An 18620-nucleotide genomic window follows, 5' to 3' on the forward strand; every position below is an offset into this window, starting at 1 on the left:
TTTGGGATTCAGCACCCGTTTTGGCGCGGGCAAAGGTTCTCCGATGGCAACCGCGCCTCCGGACGGCAAAAGCCTCCGAAATAAATCCAGATCAGTATGCTCCGATCGGATTGTCGCGGCACCGGTCAGGAAGGATTATTCAGGGTGTTCTTCCGGATGGTAATCACTGGGAAGTAACCAGGCTCCGGCACGCGTAGCGATTTGCCCGGTGAACAGTAGCGCATTATCCGGTAGCGTCCCGTCCGCCCGTACAATACAGGAATCGGATACCACCTTTATCCCCGACTCCAGCGGCTTCGCTCTTTTCCATTTCTTCAGGGGCAGTGGCCGCCCCCGGGCATCGCCATAGTAGAGGATGACCAGATTTTCGTCCTTTAGTCCCCGCAGCAGGTAGGTATCCGGCGCCTCTCCGGGTTCGAGATAAGACGGCAGGTTGATTTCTTCGATCCGTTCCTGCGGCCCTTTTCCTGATCGCCGATAGACCGCGAAGCCGTTAGCCGTGAGGCTACCCGTAGTTAAACTTCTGGCGAAGTGCATGGATGAACCATAATAGGCCCGTTCCCGATTACGACGGTGGCGGGCCCGGGGTTCTTCCCCGAAGCCCTCCTTGGGCCGGTAGAAAAAGAAACCAAAATAGCTGGTCAGGGCCTGGCGGTAGTCAAACAGAAATGACTGCAGATCCAGTTCGAGATCGTATCCGATATCCGGCAGATCGATCCGCAGGCGGGTTGCCCGGTCAATGCGCAGGTTAAGGGGTTGCTCCTGAACGACGTAGCTACTATCCTCCGCCCAGGTCTGCGGGTACCTTTTTGAATTCACCAGCCTTCGGCGCCAGTTCGGATTTTCGGTGACCAGTTTAACGTCTTTGTAGTCGCGATTGAAGACGATTCGTTCCTCGTTTTTGATGCTTGCGGCCAGCCCCCAGTCGTCGTCCCCCAGTAATTTTTGGCGGAACTCTGCCAGCGTCCTCTCGCGGAGGTTCCGGTCGCTGACTTCCACCTGCTGCAGGTCCTGCCCCTGAACTTTCATGTTGAACACCAGTCCCGCGCTGGGGGCTTTGACCTCCGTGGCGGCAAGATCATAGCCCAGATGGCTGACAATCAGCCTGGCGGGTAATTGCATGCCACTCAGGGAAAGCTTGAATTCGCCCCGCTCATCGGTGGTCTGACCATTGGTGGTGCCGTCAAAGTACACCGTCGCGAAGGGAATCGGTGTTCCGTCGTCGGCATCCAGCACGGTTCCGGATACCCACGGTTGCCCCTGCAGGATAGCGGTGCTGGCGAGAAAAACAAAAAGGAGAATCAGTGTTTGCGCTGGCGGGAGGGTGCTCATATTGTGGGGTAATAGTCAATGAAAAAACTACGGGATACCGGAGGTTACACCAATGGTGTGGCGCCCGACCCGCAGGGGCGGCTTTTTGTCAATTAAACCTTCAAATAGCTATTACGTCCCCGTAGGCTGCCTACATATTACACTGGCAGTTCTCCAAACACTCGATGATCAAACTAACGTCTCTTTCCTTGAGGGAATACATCATGGACCGACCATCACGCTTTACGGAAAGAATCCCCTTTAACTTCATATTCTGCAGGTGATGGCTGGTCAGCGATTGCTCCGATTCCAGGGCTTCGCAGATTTCCGTCACGGACAGCCGTGGATGCTGTTCCAGCAGGTGTACGATGCCCAGTCGGAGGGGGTGAGCCACCGTTTTGAGGATAAAGGCAATCCTTTCAAGTTTTTCGGCTTCCTCGGGGTTCAGGACGCTTGGCTTGACTTTTTCCATACTGAGCGCAACGTGTTTGGGTTGCCCTAAGATACAAGTTTGTCCCTGATTTAGTTGCCCTACCCTATCTTCGGGGCTGTTGCCAAGCCGACTATGAACGAGTTTTTGCAGGTCATCGTGGATTTTCTTGCCGTCCTTTTCGGAGATACCCCCTCCCGGCCCAGGACTCCCCGGCCACTACCGCCGGCCCTTCCACCGGCTCCTCCCCCGACGCCACAGGCCAATCCGGAGGAACCGCAGGATGCCGGAGACGTCAAGGAGGATGACTTTATTGTGATCAGTCACGAGGCGGAACCTCCGAGAGTAGGCGAAGGAGCCCCTGAGTTCGACGAAAACCCACTGCCCGCTCCCGAGGATGATCCCATACCCCCCGTTTCTCCAGATGATCGGGTGATTATCCCCGTCCCCGTTCCGCCCGCTCCGGAATACCGCGCCCGGTATATGTGGTGCATCGACAACGGGCATGGAGCCCTTACGGCGGGAAAACGCAGCCCGATTCTTCCCGACGGTCGCCAACTCCTGGAGTATCAATTCAACCGGGACATCACCCGCAGAATCTTTGCCCAACTGGACGCCATCGGTGTAGCGTATTTCAACGTGGTTCCCGAAACCCAGGTAGGTAACTTCCTGACCGAGCGGGTAGATCGGGCGAATCGACTCAGTACCGCACTGCCCAAGCTTTTCGTATCCATCCACGGCAACGCGGGTCCCGCGCCTACCTTACAGGATTTCACCGACGACAGTGTACAGGGGGTGGAGACCTGGTACTATAACGGGAGTACCAAAGGGCGAAAGATGGCCACCATTTTCCACCGCAACATCATCGCCCAGACGGACATGAATAATCGTCACCTGCGCAGTAAGGTTACCGGACAATTCTACGTGCTGCGGGCCACCCGTATGCCCGCCGTGCTTACCGAAAACGGATTTTACAACAACCGCTTCGATCTTGAGCAGATGCTCACCGAAGACTTCCGCCAACGGGTAGCCGACGCTCACGTGGCGGCGATCATGGAAATCGAGCGGGAGGGGCTCTAATCGTCCCCTCAGCGAGCAAGTATGCGGGCGTGAGGAACCTTGCCCCAGGCCAGGACCTGCACACCCGGAGAATACCGGGCAAGCTCGGGCGGTCCCGAAAGCAGCGAGGCAAAACGCGGATAATCCACCTCCACTTCATCCAGTAACAGATCACTTACCGGCCACTCCTGGTGGTGAATGTCAAAAGCATTAATGGAACGGGCCGTCTCCTGGAAGAGAGCGTAGCGCTCCGTTAGCCAGAGATCGTGGGGCGTTTTGGTCCGTAGGGGCTGAAGGACCCGGTACCGGGCTGAAAAGCAATCCCCAAAAACGGCATTGTGGGAAGTGTAGGTCCCCGGCTCACGCGTCATGGCGGAGTACCGGTACGGGAGTTCCGACAGGGACCGGGCAATCCAACAGGACAAAGGTTTACCTCCCTCAATGCTGAGGAAATACACCCCTTGCTTACCCCGGTACTTTACGTAGGTACGAATGTTGATTTCAGGAAAGTCCGATACCGGAGGAAAAGCGGGCAGGAGTTTCGGTCTGATCCTTTCCATCGTAAAGGCCACCAGGGAAACCCACGGACTGCCCTCCCACAGGTCAATTTCCAATTCCGCAGGAACAAAGCGACGAAGGTCTTCCTCGGCCACCTTCCAGTGCAAAAAGAGGGCATCATTCCACTCCTGATAGTATTGCCATCCTCCGGCGGGAATTGGCCAGGGACGGTGGGCGGCGTCCTTGAGAATTTCGGTAGTCTTCACGCCTAAATATCTCCCGAAAAGATCGGATATCCGAGCGGGCCACGAGACAGGCCACAGCGTTCCTCACCAAACACGGGAAGACAATCTGCGGTTACAGGAATAAAGCAACACTTTAATAATTAAACCAATATTTACCATGAAGACCACGATAAAATATATATCCATTTTCGTCTTGTTGATGACTGGCTTAATGCTGCAGGCACAAACCGATCGCATCCAATACACCACGCTGGAATACGAAGACCAACGCATAGATGCGCTCAGCATTGATATTCAACCCGGACGGAAAGACGTTCAGGATGCCTTTGACGACTGGATGAAGGACCGCTATGACGTCAAGATGAAGGGCGGTGGACTATTCGGCGATAAGAATATGGAAACCTCCGAAGCCGCCACCATTCCAACCATCAGTTCCGACAACATCAGTATCCTCACCAAGACGGAGGAATTCAACGGGTACACCAGAATGACCTTGTTCGCTTCTCGTGGGCTCAACAATTTTGTCGATCGGGAAAACTTCACGGCCTTCTCCGGGCTGGAGACGTTATTTGACAGTTTTCTCTCCGATTATCTTCCCAACTACTACGAAGAGCGGGTGGCGGAAGCCGAGGAAGCCCTTAGTGATCTGCAGGAAGATTATGACGACGTAGAAAAAGATATCCGTAAGAACGAAGAGGACATTGAGAAACTTCAGTCGGAGAACGTAGAACTGCGTAATGAACTGGAGGAACTGCGCCGTAAATTAAACGACGCCCAGGATACGCTGCGCAAGCGGAGATCCGCCCGGCAGGAAATTGCCAGAAAGGTAGCCGGTAACCGGTCCTAATTCGAGCATCCATAGATAATAAAAGCCGTGTGTCGGGGAGTAACCCCGGCACACGTTTTTTTATTTAGCGCATGGGGGAAAAGTTCAGGAACCGTAGACCGCAAAGAATTGAGGGTTCAGATTAGGGGTAGTTTGGCTAGTCGCACTAACGTAAGGCCTTATCTTGGCGGCTCAACCACCAGCAAGCATGCGCTACGAAACCGTGATCGGGTTGGAAACCCACGTTCAACTGGCCACCACCAGCAAAGCCTTTTGTGGCGACCTCAATCAGTTTGGGGAAGATCCCAACCGGAACATCAGCGTCATCAGTCTTGGTTACCCGGGAACCCTGCCCATGTTAAATGAGCGGCAGGTGGAGTTTGCCGTTCGGCTCGGTCTTGCCCTCGGTTGTAAGATCAACCTCCGGAGTACCTTCGACCGGAAAAACTACTTCTACGCCGATTTGCCCAAAGGGTACCAGATTACCCAGGACGAGAACCCGATTTGCCTTGGCGGAGCCCTACCCATCCGCCTGGCCCCACCAAAGAGCAAGGCACCTGCGTCAGCCACCGAAAAACGGAGCATTCAGCTGCACCACATTCATATGGAAGAAGATGCGGGTAAGAGCATTCATGCGGCCGGAGAGGCCTTCAGCCGCGTTGACCTCAACCGGGCGGGCACCCCACTGCTGGAAATTGTCACTGAGCCCGACCTGCGGTCGGCCGAAGAGGTAGACGCCTTTATGAGCGGTATGCGGCGCCTCGTGCGCTGGCTGGGCGTCAGCGACGGCAACATGCAGGAAGGCAGTCTGCGTTGCGACGTTAACGTCAGCGTGCGGCCGGTCGGACAGGAAGCCTTCGGGACCCGCTGCGAAATCAAGAACATGAATTCCATGAAGTTCGCCCGGCAGGCCGTGGCCTACGAAGTGGACCGACAAATCGGCATCCTGGAATCCGGAGGGGCCGTGCAACAACAAACGCGGCAGTTTGACCCGGCCTCGGGGACCACCAGTGCCCTGCGAGACAAGGAAGATGCCCACGATTACCGTTATTTCCCCGATCCGGACCTTCCCCCCGTAGTGCTAACGCCCCAGTACGTGGACAACATCCGCCGAAATCTGGGCACCCTCCCCTGGGAGGCTTTTGACCTCGTTATCGATAAGCTCGGCGTCACAACCGAAGATGCCATTCTTATTTGTGAGGACCGGGAGAATTTCATGACGTTTCAACGATTTGCCGAGCGACACCCCCAACCAGCCATGCTGGCCAAACTCTGGGTCAACCGGATCATGCCCTGGGCCAACGAACAAAAAGGCGGAATTTCGGCATTCCCCCTTACGCCCGAACAGCTCGTAGAATTACACGATCTCGTGGAAGAGGGTAAAATTGCCGCTGCCGCCATGTCCGGAAAACTCCTTCCCGCGCTGCTTGACGATCCCGAAGCGAAGCCGGAAGCGCTGGCTGAAAAGCTCAGCCTGATCCAGAACTCCGACGGTGACTTTCTCGCCGGTCTGGTGGACGAAGTCCTTACCGCCTACCCCGACAAGGTAGCCGTGTACAAAAAAGGCAAAAAGGGGTTGATTGGGTTCTTTATGGGGGAGGTGATGAAGCGCAGTAAAGGGAGCGCGGAACCCAAAGAGACCCAGGCATTGCTCCGGAAAAAACTGGATGCCTGATTGCCGGTCCTTTGCGAAAGTTACGTTGCTTCGCCTTCCTTTGTCCGATAGTCTCCCTACCTTCACCCCATGCGGCAGATACCCGATGAATACCGTACCTACTGGTCTCAGCACGGCGCCCAAAGGCGCCAGGAGTTCACCTCCGGCGAATCCGGCTGGATTCGGGACCTGGCGCCGGAGATAGCGCTGAACGCCAGCATGACGGAACTGCTCGGCGCTCTGCGAGAACGTTTGGGGGAAGCCCGATTCAGGCAGTGCCTTGATCCGGAATACCGGGTAGAAAGTCCGGTTGCGCACCAGCAAGACGGCCACTGGCTACGGCGCTGTCACATGGCGGGCGTCAACGTGCGGACCGTCGGCAGCTTCTGGAATGTGCTGAAGTACGCGCTCACCCTCCCCGGTCATATTCAGGGCGTTCACCTCCTGCCCATCTGGGAGCCCGGGGTGGTCGGTAGCCTGTACGGCATGGCCAGTTGGCAGCTTAATCCCGAATTTTTCGACCACGAGGCCGCCGCCGCTTTTCCCGACTTACGCAGTCCGGAGGCCCAACTCGTGGTGGTCATTAACTTCCTGCACGCGCTGGGGAAAGTGGTCGGAATGGACGTCATTCCTCACACCGACCGGTACAGCGAAATGGTGCTGGCCAACCCGGATCACTTTGAGTGGATTCGGCGCAAGGATACGTTCATCATCAGCCACCGGGAATATCTCCACGAAGAAGTGCAGGGGGCCATTACCGACTGGCTGCGGGAGCGGGGACCGGCCCTGTCCGCCTACGGCATGGTGGGCGGATTATGGGAACTGAGCGAAGAAAACCGCCTGAAGTTATTCTTCGGTCACCCCGACGATCATGCGGGGCGTCGGGACCGGCGGGTAGACCTGGTGGACTGGCTCTATCACCGCGGCCTGGAGCCCGCGCCCGCCACCATGGCGCCACCCTACCGGGGCCTCGAAGTAGACCCGAGTCCGGAGGCCATGACGGTAGATGATGCCGGACGGGTGTGGCGAGATTACCGCATTACCGAACCCGAGGAAATGAGCCGGGTATTCGGTCCACTGACCCGCTATAAACTCTACGGGCGTAAACGGGACAACGCGGAATGGGAAATCGATTTTGACCAGCCCCGGCGATGGGTGTGGGATTATCTCACCGGTCACTACGCCGAGCAGCAACGTCGCTACAACTTTGACTTTATGCGGGGCGACATGAGTCACGTCCAGATGAGGCCCGCCGGCGTCCCCGATCCCGTACCCGACTTCTATGATCCGCTGCGGGCGGTCAAGGAGCGCATTGCCGAGCGGGTTCCCCACTTCGCCTATTTTGCCGAAAGCTTCCTGACCGAGCCGGACTTCATGGCCTATGGTGACGAAGTGGAGCACTTGAAAGCCAGTCTGGCGGAGGTTACCCTGGGCAATCTGCAGAGTATGGTGCCGGGAGATGAGGAGTTTATGGAGGCCTTTGCGGATTACCTGAAGATTCAGCGTTCGTCCACCGTGACGCCCGCCTGGACGGTCATTACCGGCGACAAGGACGATCCTCGCTTCGACCATTTTCACCACCACGGAGAAGTGGCCCGGATGTTTACGGGACTCTTCCTCGGCCGGATGCCCCTCTACTTCAGCTTAGGGTTTGAGCAGCGCGACCGCCATTTTTCCCGGGTCGCCAATGAGTATTATTCCAAGCTGTACGTTTTCCAGGAAACCCGCGGTGACAAGGCCGTCTCGGGCCCCTTTCAGTGGGGGAATAACTTTTCCCTTTTTGGTGCCCTCAACCGCCTTCACGGCTTTGCCGCCGAGCAACTGCCCCGGCTGGATGAGGCCATGGACTTTCCGGTATACCCATTCGAAGCAGGGCGAGGGACCGCAGGTGCCGGGTCTTCCCCAGGGGGCCAGGCCGTTTGGTGGATTCGCCCCGCCCTTGACGGCTCCGGGAGTTTTCTTTTCGTGGTCAATTTTCATCCACGTCCGATCTCGGAAGTACTGGAGGACGGCCTCGCGGAGTTTACCTCCGCCGAGCTATTGTATGACGCGGACGAAGAGCACCCCACTACGACAAATAGCCTTGAGGGGGGGATATCAATTGAGGGGCTGCGGGAGGCCAGGTGTTACTGGTTGAAGTAGAGGATTGAGGGAGAATTCGGGAAAAATTTTCGGGTTCCGCCTACTGAGTCTACATGTAGACTCAGTAGACAAAATCCGCAATTTCCACCCCGCCAACCGGTCCCCTCGTCCGTCCCCTACCCCTCCGTCAAACTAATCCTGGCTTCCGTCGTTTACTGGTCTCTACCCAAGCAAAGTATTTAGCTCCATGCCCCAAGCCAAAACGCTCGGCGAACTTCGCGCCACCGGCTACAAGTCCCGCTCCGTAAAACAAGAACTGCGGGAAAATCTGATTAAAAAGCTCAAAAACAAAGAAGAAGTATTTCCGGGTATCATCGGATTTGATGACACCGTACTGCCCGACATTCAGCGGGCGGTCCTGAGTCGGCACAGTATTTTATTATTGGGCCTACGTGGTCAGGCCAAAACCCGTATCGCGCGGCTGCTGGTCAATTTACTGGACGAATACATGCCCGTAGTGGCCGGGAGTGAACTGAATGATGATCCCCTGGCCCCCATCAGCCGCTACGCTCTAGACCTGATCGCGGAAAAAGGTGACGAAACCCCCATTGATTGGGTGCACCGGGACGAACGCTACGTCGAAAAACTGGCCACTCCGGACGTAAGCGTCGCCGACCTCATCGGAGACGTTGACCCCATCAAAGCGGCTACCCTGAAACTGACCTACGCCGACGAAAGGGTGATCCACTTCGGCCTCGTTCCCCGGGCGCATCGTGGCCTGTTCGTCATTAACGAACTTCCCGATCTTCAGGCGCGGATTCAGGTTGCCCTGTTTAATATTTTGCAGGAAGGAGACATCCAGATTCGAGGATTCAAGCTGCGGCTACCGCTGGATATTCAATTCCTCTTCACCGCCAACCCGGAAGACTACACGAACCGGGGTAGCATCATTACGCCCCTGAAGGACCGGATTCAAAGTCAGATCCTGACCCACTATCCGAAGACCATCGAGATTGCCAAGTCCATCACCAAGCAGGAAGCAGATCTGCTGGAGGATCAGGCCAAGCTGGTTGCCATTCCCGACCTACTGGACACCATGCTGGAGCAGCTGGCCTTTGCCGCCCGGGAAAGTGAATACATTGACGAAAAAAGTGGGGTGTCGGCCCGCTTGAGCATCACGGCCCTGGAGAATCTGGTTTCTACGGCCGAACGTCGGGCCCTCATGAACAACGATAAAAGTACCGTAGCCCGCATCACCGACTTCTGGGGAGTCGTACCCGCCATTACCGGTAAGGTAGAGCTGGTCTATGAAGGTGAACAGGAGGGTGCCTACGGGGTGGCCATGAAACTGCTGGGGTCCAGCATCAAGAAGAGCTTCCTTGATCATTTCCCCGACCCCAACGACACCTCCGCGGACGGTCGGGCAGATAGTGACCCCTACGGCGTCATCCGGGCCTACTTCAGTGGCGGAAATATCGTAGAGTTGTTCAATGACGCCAGTGATGCCGACTACCGCGAGAGCCTGGACAAGGTAGCCGGACTCCGTAAATTCGTCACCGGCCACCTGGATAAAAACCTCGGCGAAGCCGATACCTATTTGATGATGGAACTGGTCCTCCAGGGTCTGGCCGAGATGGAAGTCCTCAACAAGGAATCTATGGAAAACAGCCTGAGCTTCCGGGATATTCTTGCCGATATGTTCGGCGACGAGGACCTGGACTTCGGCTAAAAAGAACTCCGGAAAACTGGCCGATTAAACAACCAAACATTCAGCGTTTCGCCAGCGTAACAATAAGTGTATTCTTCAACCTCATCGCATGAACCTGAAACGCCCGCACTGGTTGGCCGGCCTGGCAATGTTGCCGCTCCTCTACGCGGTGAGAAAGCTACGTAATGACCCCCAGTTCGGTGCTAAGCCCTCCGCCATTCTTGCCCGAAACGTGCGGTCTTCCTCCGGATGGCGGCGGGGCTCCTTCCGCAACCTGGAACGCACTCCCATTCAGGAAGATTTGGGGAGCTTGCTCGGAGATTTGTACGGATACCTTAAATCCAAACACACCCAACCCACCGTCCCCCTGCCCGTAGCTCCCAATAAAGCTTCTGCTTTCCCGGAAGTAGATCAGGATCACCTTACCTGGTACGGGCACTCCACCGTGCGCCTGGAAACCGGCGGTAAGACCATTTTATTCGACCCCATGCTGGGTGATTGGGTGGCACCAATTCCCTTTTTGGGGCACCGTTTCCCCTACGAAAACTATCAGCCCCTCGAGGACTTTGGAGAGATTGATCTGATCGTATATTCTCACGATCATTACGACCACCTCGACTTTGACACCCTGATGGCCCTCAAAGACCGTACGAGAGCCTTCCTCGTACCACTGGGTGTTGGGGCTCACCTTCGGGCGTGGGGCATCTCCGAAGAAAAAATCACCGAAATAGATTGGTGGGAAAGCGTAGAGCTCACCGGTTGTCGGTTTACCGCCACTCCCGCCCGGCATTTTAGCGGCCGATCTCCGGCAACGAGGAACAAAACGCTGTGGTGTGGATACGCCATTGATACCAGGTATCACCGCCTGTACTTCGGTGGAGACAGTGGCTACGGCAGTCATTTTCGGACCATTGGCCAACGACTGGGTAAATTTGACCTGACCATGCTGGACAGCGGGCAGTATCACGCCCGCTGGAAGAACATCCACATGCAGCCCGAGGAAGCCCTCAGGGCGCATCAGGATCTCGGTGGACGCGCCTTACTGCCCATTCACTGGGGAGCCTTCAGCCTAAGCAATCATCCCTGGTTTGATCCCGCCGAGCGCATTATTAAGGCCGATCAGGATGAATGCGTGCTAAGCCCGATGGTGGGGCAGCGCTTTGCCGTGAACGCGGAAGACTGTAAATCCCGCTGGTGGCAGGAGGTCGTACAGCGACCATCAATTTACGATGCGGCCAAGGCGTAGCCTTGCAGCTTATCGCCCCACGGTGCGGAGCAGCCCCATACCCGTGAGGAAGAAAATGCCCCCGATAATGGAAACGCCCCAGGGATTTTGGCCGAAGGCCATACCCTTGTTAAAAATGGCCATTACACCAACCGCGAGGCCGATGGCTCCCACAACGGTAAACACAATGGCGAGAATTTGCTTGCTCTTCACGTAACTATATTTCAAGCAAATGTAGGAAGCCCGTCAGACATCCCGTATCCCCGACCGGGGATTAGTTCAGGACAGAATCCCCCTGACCACATGGCCGTGTACGTCCGTTAAGCGATACCGACGCCCCTGGTGCTTGAAGGTCAGTCGTTCGTGGTCAACACCAAGCAGGTGCAGGATGGTGGCCTGAAAGTCATGAACATGAACACCGTCTTCCACTACGTTGTAGCTAAAATCATCCGTTTTCCCGTAGACCGTTCCGGGCTTCACGCCTCCGCCCGCCATCCAGACACTAAAGCACCTTGGGTGGTGGTCCCGCCCGAAATTAGTTTTGGTCAGCTTGCCCTGGCTGAAACTGGTCCGGCCGAACTCTCCTCCCCAGATCACCAGGGTATCCTCCAGTAGACCGCGCTGTTTGAGGTCCTTTACCAGGGCCGCACTGGCCTGATCGCTGCTTTTTGTCAACATCTGGATGTCTCGGGGTAGGTTACCGTGCTGGTCCCACCCCATGTGATAGAGTTGCACGAAGGGTACGTCCCTTTCGGCCAGCCTGCGGGCCAGCAGACAATTGGCGGCAAAGGTTCCGGGCACCCTGGCTTCCGGGCCGTATAGGTCAAAGATGTAGTCGGGTTCGTCGCTGAAATCGGTAATCTCCGGCACGCTGGCCTGCATCCGATAGGCCATCTCATACTGATTGATCTTGGAATCTATCTCGGAATCGCCCCAGTGCTTTTGTTGTTCCTTATCAAGGGCCGCGATTACGTCCAGTTCGCGGCGGCGGCGGTCCCGGGTAATGCCGGATGGATTACCCAGGTAGAGTACTGGATCGGCACCGTTTCGGAACTGAACGCCCTGGTGGTGGCTGGGCAGGAATCCGCTGCTCCACGCCTGCATATTCAGGTTCTGGGGGTCGGGTTTCCCCTTGGATAGGAGCACGACGAAGGCCGGAAGGTTTTCGTTGCTACTCCCCAATCCGTAACTCATCCAGCTACCGATACTTGGTCGCCCCACCTGCTGGCTACCCGTTTGCAAAAAGATAACCGCCGGCTCGTGATTGATGGCTTCCGTGTACATGGAATTGATCACGCAAATGTCTTCCGCCACCTGTGCGGTATACGGCATCAGACTACTGAAGTATCCTCCGGTTTTGGGGTGGCGGTGAAAGGCAAAGGGAGAGCCTACCAGGGGAAAAGATGACTGACTGGCCAGCATCCCGGAAAGCCGCTGATTACCCCGTACGGAGTCGGGGATCTCTTCGCCCCAACGTTCGTTCAGCAGGGGTTTGTAATCGAAGGTTTCGATCTGACTGGGTGCTCCGCTCTGAAACAGATAAATGATGCGTTTGGCCTTGGGGGCATGGTGGAGGGCGCCCAGGGCACCGCCGCCGCCCACGATCGGCGCCGGTTGCTGGCCCGAAAGCAGACCGGGCTGCAGCAGTCCGCCCAGGGCCAGGGCACCGAGGCCCTTAGTGGTGGTCTTCAAAAATTCCCGCCGGGTGGCGAAGTAATGAGCGCGCTGAAGGTCAGTCATGATTAGGGGTTACTGAGGTGGACACTAGTTTTTAAAGTAGCCTTCGGTGGAGTTCATAACGGTGTTGGCTACCCGTGCCATGGCGGCTACCCTTTCGGCTCCGGGGCTCAGGTCGGTTGGGTGATACCCGATGTTCAGAAAATCCTGAGTAGCCAGCGGGTTACGGTGAAAATAGGCAAGTTCATCTTCGTAGAACTGCGTGATGATCTCCCGTTCGGCGCTGGTGGGCGGACGGCCAATCAGGGTCCGGAATACTTCGGCACTGGCCGAGGCCGGATCCTCGATCCGCTGCAAGGTCCGGCTGGCCAGCGCACGACAGGCGGCAATGGTCTGTGGGTCATTCAGCAGGACCAGGGCCTGCAGTGGGGTGTTGGAACGCTGCCGGCGCACCTGGCATTCACCCCGGGTGCTGGCGTCAAAGACCATCATGGCGGGTGGAGGCGCGTTCCGTTTCCAGAAGGTGTACAGGCTGCGGCGGTACAATCCGTTGTCGGTGTCCACCTCGTAGGCCGGTGAGTGGCCGTGGCTACTGAGTTCGCGCCACAGGCCGGGGGGCTGATAGGGAAAAACCGAGGCGCCGCCGACCTTCTCCTCCAGTAATCCACTGGCCGCCAGCAGATTGTCCCGGACCATCTCCGCTGATCTCCGGTACCGCTGGCCGCGGGCCAGCAACTTGTTATCCGGGTCGACCTCCCGGAGTTCCTCCCGGATGACGGACGATTGGCGGTAGGTAGCCGCAGTAACCATCTGCCGGATGAGGCGCTTCACGTCCCATCCGTGCTCGCGGAAATCAACGGCCAGCCAGTCCAGCAGTTCCGGGTGGGAGGGCAGACTCCCCTGGTTACCAAAATCTTCTACGGACTCCACGATGCCGCGGCCAAACATTAGGTACCACAGCTGGTTAACCGCCACGCGGGCCGTCAGGGGGTTATCGGGGTGCGTTAGCCATTTGCCCAACCCGAAGCGGTTTTTGGGCAGGTCTTCCGGCCAGTCCATCAGGGCTTCCGGAATACCGCGTTCCACGGGTTCCCCGTGGGCATCATAGACGCCCCGATCGAGCACGTAGGTGGGGCGCAGGCGGGTGTCATCCCCCATCACCATCACCTCCCGGACCGTATCGATGGTTTCCACCGCCCGGGTGCGGAGGGCGGTCAGTTCCGCTCTGGCGGATTGCAAACCTGCTGCCCGGTGCAACTGGTGATATTCCGATAATTCCTGGCCATTCTGACCAACCTGGAACCTGCCCTCCGGGCCCTCATAAAGATATCTGGCCAGCAAATCTCCCGCCTCGGTATTGAGCACCCGGATTTCGTCGAGCATACCCTCCTCAAAGTCCTGGTCGTAGTGGCGGGCCCCGATGGTCAGCCCATTATACCGTTCATAGACCAGAGCCTTCTGGTAGGTATACGGACGGGTGCTGCGGACCAAATGGTCACGGATGACGGCCGGACTCACCCGCTGACCGTCCCGGTAAACCCGCATGCCTTCGGCCTGGCTGCTACCGTCATAACTCCAAACAAAGTGGGTCCACTCGTTATTGACCAGCGGTTGGTCAATCCGCAGATCGATGGACTGAAAAGGATGGGCGTGATTCAGGCGCAGATGCACCCGATTACTGTCGATCATGACGTCCCAGCCGCGGTAACCCTGGTTCTTGTTGTTGCCGTTGAAGAATGCGTGGCCTTCGGGAATAAATTTGACGGTTTTGATCCAAAAACTTACCGTGAAGGGCTCGGACCGTTCAAACTGTGAGCCTTCCCCATCCGCGACCAGCTGACCTTCTCCGGAACGGATACCGCGCCCGTACTTCCCCGTTGCCAGCTCCATACTGTTCCACTTCACCGCTCCACCCGGTGCCAAATCCCGGAGGGGATCCTGGTCAAAATTGAGGTAATTTACCGTGTGCTCCTCCATCGTTTTCCGGAGGTCATTTTTAGTGGGCGTGGCCGCAGGTGCCGGCATTTCCTGACGAAGCAAAGATATATTACGCTCTTTTTCGGCGATCATGGCTTCCAGGTGCTCCTGAATGGCCTGGGTCGCCGAATCCGGAAGTGGCAGGGTTGGTCCGGCGTTCATCGCGTAAAAGTTCTCCACCATCTGCCCATTTTCCAGGGCGTTCAGGGCAAAGATGGCGTCTCCCCGCTCCACCGTATTGTTGAAGAAACTGAAGAGCTCGAAGTAGTCCTTTTGGGAAATGGGATCGTACTTGTGATCGTGGCAACGGGCGCAACCCATGGTCAGTCCCAGAAAGGCCGTCCCTACCGTATTGGTGCGGTCGGCCACGTACTCCACCCGGAATTCCTCGGCGATGATGCCGCCCTCAGAATTCTGCTTGTGGTTACGGTTGAAGGTGGTGGCCAGAATCTGTTCCCGGCTGGGATCTTCAAACTGGTCTCCCCCGACCTGCCACTCGATGAAGTCGTCGTAGGGTAAGTTTCGGTTGTAGGCCGAAATTACCCAGTCGCGGTAGGGCCACAGGGCGTGGTGAAAATCATCCAGGTAGCCTTCGGAGTCCGCAAAGCGGGCCACGTCCAGCCAGTAGGTTGCCATCCGTTCGCCGTAGGCGGGGCGGGCCAGCAGCTCGTCTACCAGCTGCTCGTACCAGTCTGGCCGCTGATCCTTCGTCCATTGATCTAGTTCGCTCAGGCTTGGGGGCAGACCGTTCAGGTCAAAGAAGACCCGGCGGATGAGGTATTCCCGCTCTGCTTCCGGGGCCGGACTTACGTCAGCGGCGGCGTGACCCGCCGCCACAAACCGGTCAATTTCGTTGTGGGCCCATTGTCCACCTGCGTTCGGCACCGGCGGTTGTTCCGGAGGCGTGAAGGCCCAGTGGGTTTTGTACTTGGCGCCCTGTTGCACCCATTTGGTCAGGACGGCGATTTCCCAGTCATCGAGCTGCAGGTTACTTTCCGGAGTGGGCATAATTAAGTCCGGATCTTGGGCATTGATGCGCCTGATCATCTCACTTTTACCGGGACTACCGGGAACAATGGCGAAGCCATTGCCACTGGACAGGGGGGCGTAGGCCTCCTCCGCGATGTCCAGGCGAAGGTCCGCCTGTTGGTTCTGGGCGTCGGGTCCGTGGCAGGCAAAACAGCGATCCGATAAAATCGGCTTTACGTGGAAGTTGTAGTCAATTTTATCCGGAAGTGAAGCGTAGGCTTCCGCGACTTCCTCCATCATGTCCGGACCGCAGGCCGTGCACAATCCGATTATTCCCAGGGAAATTAAGAATCCGTACCGCAAGGCTGTTGAGTTTTATTCATCAAGTTACTCCCCAAACGCTGGTTGGGTTAGCGGCCAAGAAGGCACCCGGCCAAGCACTACGTCATTCGGGGTAAAGACGTCTAAAATACGTCAACCCCCTGGTATTCAGGGTTATTTTAAGGTCGCCCGGCATACCGACCAAACAGGTTTCGCCCTCCAAAAACCACTCCATGCAACGCCGTAAGTTTCTCCGAAATTCCGCTCTTTTTACCGCCATGCTGGCCGCCGGTCAGGCCAGTGCCTTTACGGCCTGGAAATCGGGGACGCAAAAGCGTATCGCTTTGGTAGGGGCCGGAATCCGGGGGACAACCCTGTGGGGCAAGAACCTGGTGGAAAACTACGGCAAGCAAGTGCGGTTTGTCGGGCTTTGCGACATTAATCCCGGAAGATTGGCTCACGGCCTGCGCTATACGGGGATGCAATGCCCCACCTTCGACAACTTTGACGAAATGATGCGGCGCACCGCTCCGGAGTGGGTCATCGTCACGACGGTTGACAACACCCACCATGAATTCATCATCAAGGCCATGGAGGCCGGTGCTAACGTCATCACCGAAAAACCCATGACCACCACGGCGGACAAATGTCAGGCCATCTTGGACACCCAAAAGCGGACGGGTAAGGAGGTCCTGGTCACCTTTAACTACCGTCATCAACCCCACGCTACGGCCATCAAACAACTTCTGCACGAAGAGCGCCTCGGCCGGGTAACGAGTGTGGACTTTAACTGGTACCTGAACGTATACCATGGCGCCAGTTATTTCCGCCGTTGGCACGGCTACGTAGAAAAGGGAGGATCACTTTGGGTGCACAAAGCTACCCACCACTTCGATTTGCTCAACTGGTGGATTGGCGCGGACCCGGTGGAAGTAAGCGCCTACGGTGCGTTGGAGCACTATGGTAAAAACGGTCCGTTCCGGAGCAAGAACTGTCGGTCCTGCCCCCACAAAAAGGACTGTCGGTATTATTGGGACATCACCAAACAACCCTTTTTGATGGACCTCTACGCCAAAAATGAAAAGTACGACGGTTATCTCCGAGATGCCTGCGTGTATCGGGAAGACATCGACATCTGGGATAAAATGAGTGCCCAGATTCTTTACGACAATGGCGTAGTGGTGAATTATTCCCTGACGACCTACTCCCCCTACGAAGGCTGGCGAGTTGCCTTTAACGGGGAAAACGGCCGGCTGGATTCCTGGCAGGACATTCCCTACCAAAAGGGTGAGTATACCCCCGCCGAACAGGAAGACCTGCACGCCGCCGAGATGGCTACCGGCCGGGAAGAGATTCCCACCGAATTTCATGAAATCATTGTGCACGATAATTTTTCTCCGGACTTTGAGTCCATCAAAGTGCCCAAATACCGCTACGGCCACGGGGGAGGCGATAAGCGGATGCTTGATTACCTTTTCGTCAATCCGGACGCGGCTGACCCTCTGGGGCACATGGCGGGAACCCGTGACGGAGCGCTATCCATTCTGGTGGGTATTGCCGCCAGGAAATCCATTGCGGAGCGTCGGGCCGTTCGGCTGGATGAACTGGTTAAGGTGTAGATGAGGCTTTAAGATTTAGGTTGAAGACCTTAGTGCTCCTCGGATGCGTCGAAGCGCAGCGCAGCCCATCCTAGGTGTTACGTGCCCAATTGGCTATCCCTGCCCCGCTCGACGCATCGGATGGCCCCTCACTCCGTTCGGGAGACATCCAATGAGCGAGCAACCAGCAACTAACCCCAAAAACGGATGTAGTATGATGGAATTTAGAGACAGGGACCAGTGCATCTTGCTCTGGTTTCCCCGCCTTTGTCGTACTTCTACATATCTACGCGGAAGTCCAAAATTCGACCCCAAAAATGGGTGTGGCATGATGGAATCCAGGGACAGGAACTAGCACATCTTGCTCCGATTCTCCATCTTTGTCGTACTTCTACATATCTACGAGGAAGCCCGAAAGTCAGTCCCACAATCCAGCTTTGGTAAAGTAGGATTGGAGGATGGGGTTGGCGTATTTCGTTCCGGTTTCCCCGCCTTTGTCGTACTTCTAAATATCTACGCGGGATGGCAAAATCCCGCCGTTGAAAGTGGTTGTGATGCGGGGCGACTTCCCGGTGTATAGACGTATCTATACGTCAAGCTTGCCTCTCCCCCAACCACAAAAAAAACGGCCCCACCGGATCATTCCGATGGGGCCGTTCGTCTATCCGTTTCGGATAGTGGTCGGTTCGCCTAGCGCACCACCACCATCTTCTTCGTGGCCGTGAAGTCACCGGCCGTGATCGTGTAGCTCAGCACACCGGCCGCGCCACCAAGCTCACTTACGTTGAGCTCGATCACGTTGCGACCAGCAGCGCCCTCCAGTTCACGTACCAGCACCGTGCGGCCCTGGATGTCCTGGACGTTCAGCGTCACCTGACCGGCAGCGGCCAGCGTGTAGGCAATGCGCGTCGTCTCCGCTACCGGGTTGGGCGTGTTCTGCTCCAGACCGTTGATCGCCTCCGTGATCGCCAGATCACCGAAGTTCAGGTTCAGAGAACCAGCGCTTCCGTTAGCCGCCACACCTTCACGTACCGTGATGG

Annotated in this window: 14 protein-coding genes; 7 read left to right on the top strand and 7 right to left on the bottom strand. The window is 56.7% G+C overall.

Annotated features, from left to right (window positions below; genetic code table 11):
* Positions 1–135: 135 nt before the first annotated feature.
* Positions 136–1332 carry a carboxypeptidase-like regulatory domain-containing protein gene (locus E1J53_RS11315; protein WP_134270621.1) on the bottom strand — a complete coding sequence of 399 codons (1197 nt, stop codon included), beginning with the start codon at positions 1330–1332 and terminating at the stop codon, positions 136–138.
* Positions 1333–1462: 130 nt separating this feature from the next.
* A complete protein-coding gene (locus E1J53_RS11320; protein WP_134270622.1) occupies positions 1463–1783 on the bottom strand; it encodes a helix-turn-helix transcriptional regulator in 321 nt (106 codons plus the stop codon).
* 93 nt (positions 1784–1876) lie between these two features.
* On the opposite strand from E1J53_RS11320, the gene E1J53_RS11325 reads away from it, so the two are divergent.
* A complete protein-coding gene (locus tag E1J53_RS11325; protein ID WP_134270623.1) occupies positions 1877–2821 on the top strand; it encodes an N-acetylmuramoyl-L-alanine amidase in 945 nt (314 codons plus the stop codon).
* An 8-nt stretch (positions 2822–2829) separates the two neighbouring features.
* On the opposite strand, the gene E1J53_RS11330 is transcribed toward E1J53_RS11325, so the two are convergent.
* Positions 2830–3564: a DUF2071 domain-containing protein gene (locus tag E1J53_RS11330; RefSeq protein ID WP_134270624.1), complete on the bottom strand. Its 735-nt coding sequence runs from the start codon at positions 3562–3564 to the stop codon at positions 2830–2832.
* Positions 3565–3700: 136 nt separating this feature from the next.
* Here E1J53_RS11330 and E1J53_RS11335 point away from each other — a divergent pair, with 136 nt between their 5' ends.
* From E1J53_RS11335 to E1J53_RS11355, 5 genes are all read left to right on the top strand, one after another.
* Positions 3701–4390 (top strand): hypothetical protein, encoded by a 690-nt coding sequence (locus E1J53_RS11335; RefSeq protein WP_134270625.1) that lies wholly within the window; start codon positions 3701–3703, stop codon positions 4388–4390.
* Positions 4391–4577: 187 nt separating this feature from the next.
* Positions 4578–6044 carry an Asp-tRNA(Asn)/Glu-tRNA(Gln) amidotransferase subunit GatB gene (gene gatB / locus E1J53_RS11340; protein WP_134270626.1) on the top strand — a complete coding sequence of 489 codons (1467 nt, stop codon included), beginning with the start codon at positions 4578–4580 and terminating at the stop codon, positions 6042–6044.
* A gap of 69 nt (positions 6045–6113) precedes the next feature.
* Positions 6114–8165 carry a hypothetical protein gene (locus E1J53_RS11345; protein ID WP_134270627.1) on the top strand — a complete coding sequence of 684 codons (2052 nt, stop codon included), beginning with the start codon at positions 6114–6116 and terminating at the stop codon, positions 8163–8165.
* 187 nt (positions 8166–8352) lie between these two features.
* Positions 8353–9834: a sigma 54-interacting transcriptional regulator gene (locus E1J53_RS11350; protein ID WP_134270628.1), complete on the top strand. Its 1482-nt coding sequence runs from the start codon at positions 8353–8355 to the stop codon at positions 9832–9834.
* A gap of 88 nt (positions 9835–9922) precedes the next feature.
* Entirely contained in the window at positions 9923–11059 is a 1137-nt protein-coding gene (locus E1J53_RS11355; RefSeq protein ID WP_134270629.1) for an MBL fold metallo-hydrolase, read from the top strand.
* A 9-nt stretch (positions 11060–11068) separates the two neighbouring features.
* Here E1J53_RS11355 and E1J53_RS11360 read toward each other — a convergent pair whose 3' ends face one another.
* From E1J53_RS11360 to E1J53_RS11370, 3 genes are all read right to left on the bottom strand, one after another.
* Entirely contained in the window at positions 11069–11251 is a 183-nt protein-coding gene (locus E1J53_RS11360; protein ID WP_134270630.1) for a hypothetical protein, read from the bottom strand.
* Between the two features lie 66 nt (positions 11252–11317).
* Entirely contained in the window at positions 11318–12778 is a 1461-nt protein-coding gene (locus tag E1J53_RS11365) for a DUF1501 domain-containing protein (protein ID WP_134270631.1), read from the bottom strand.
* A gap of 24 nt (positions 12779–12802) precedes the next feature.
* Complete coding sequence (locus E1J53_RS11370) at positions 12803–16024, bottom strand: DUF1553 domain-containing protein (RefSeq protein WP_134270632.1); 3222 nt, start codon at positions 16022–16024, stop codon at positions 12803–12805.
* Positions 16025–16215: 191 nt separating this feature from the next.
* Between E1J53_RS11370 and E1J53_RS11375 the strand changes: the two genes are divergently transcribed.
* Complete coding sequence (locus tag E1J53_RS11375; RefSeq protein WP_134270633.1) at positions 16216–17601, top strand: Gfo/Idh/MocA family protein; 1386 nt, start codon at positions 16216–16218, stop codon at positions 17599–17601.
* A gap of 669 nt (positions 17602–18270) precedes the next feature.
* On the opposite strand, the gene E1J53_RS11380 is transcribed toward E1J53_RS11375, so the two are convergent.
* The coding region (locus E1J53_RS11380) for a T9SS type A sorting domain-containing protein (RefSeq protein WP_154640183.1) at positions 18271–18620 on the bottom strand (350 nt) is incomplete at its 5' end.

This window comes from Lewinella sp. W8, from assembly GCF_004375085.3.
Classification (GTDB): domain Bacteria; phylum Bacteroidota; class Bacteroidia; order Chitinophagales; family Saprospiraceae; genus Neolewinella.

Bases quoted from the DNA above. Each gene is read 5' to 3' on its own strand.
- E1J53_RS11375 (WP_134270633.1), top strand. From the start codon at position 16,216: ATGCAACGCCGTAAGTTTCTCCGAAATTCCGCTCTTTTTACCGCCATG.
- E1J53_RS11350 (WP_134270628.1), top strand. From the start codon at position 8,353: ATGCCCCAAGCCAAAACGCTCGGCGAACTTCGCGCCACCGGCTACAAG.
- E1J53_RS11335 (WP_134270625.1), top strand. From the start codon at position 3,701: ATGAAGACCACGATAAAATATATATCCATTTTCGTCTTGTTGATGACT.
- E1J53_RS11320 (WP_134270622.1), bottom strand. From the start codon at position 1,783: ATGGAAAAAGTCAAGCCAAGCGTCCTGAACCCCGAGGAAGCCGAAAAA.
- E1J53_RS11325 (WP_134270623.1), top strand. From the start codon at position 1,877: ATGAACGAGTTTTTGCAGGTCATCGTGGATTTTCTTGCCGTCCTTTTC.
- gatB (WP_134270626.1), top strand. From the start codon at position 4,578: ATGCGCTACGAAACCGTGATCGGGTTGGAAACCCACGTTCAACTGGCC.
- E1J53_RS11365 (WP_134270631.1), bottom strand. From the start codon at position 12,778: ATGACTGACCTTCAGCGCGCTCATTACTTCGCCACCCGGCGGGAATTT.
- E1J53_RS11355 (WP_134270629.1), top strand. From the start codon at position 9,923: ATGAACCTGAAACGCCCGCACTGGTTGGCCGGCCTGGCAATGTTGCCG.
- E1J53_RS11345 (WP_134270627.1), top strand. From the start codon at position 6,114: ATGCGGCAGATACCCGATGAATACCGTACCTACTGGTCTCAGCACGGC.
- E1J53_RS11315 (WP_134270621.1), bottom strand. From the start codon at position 1,332: ATGAGCACCCTCCCGCCAGCGCAAACACTGATTCTCCTTTTTGTTTTT.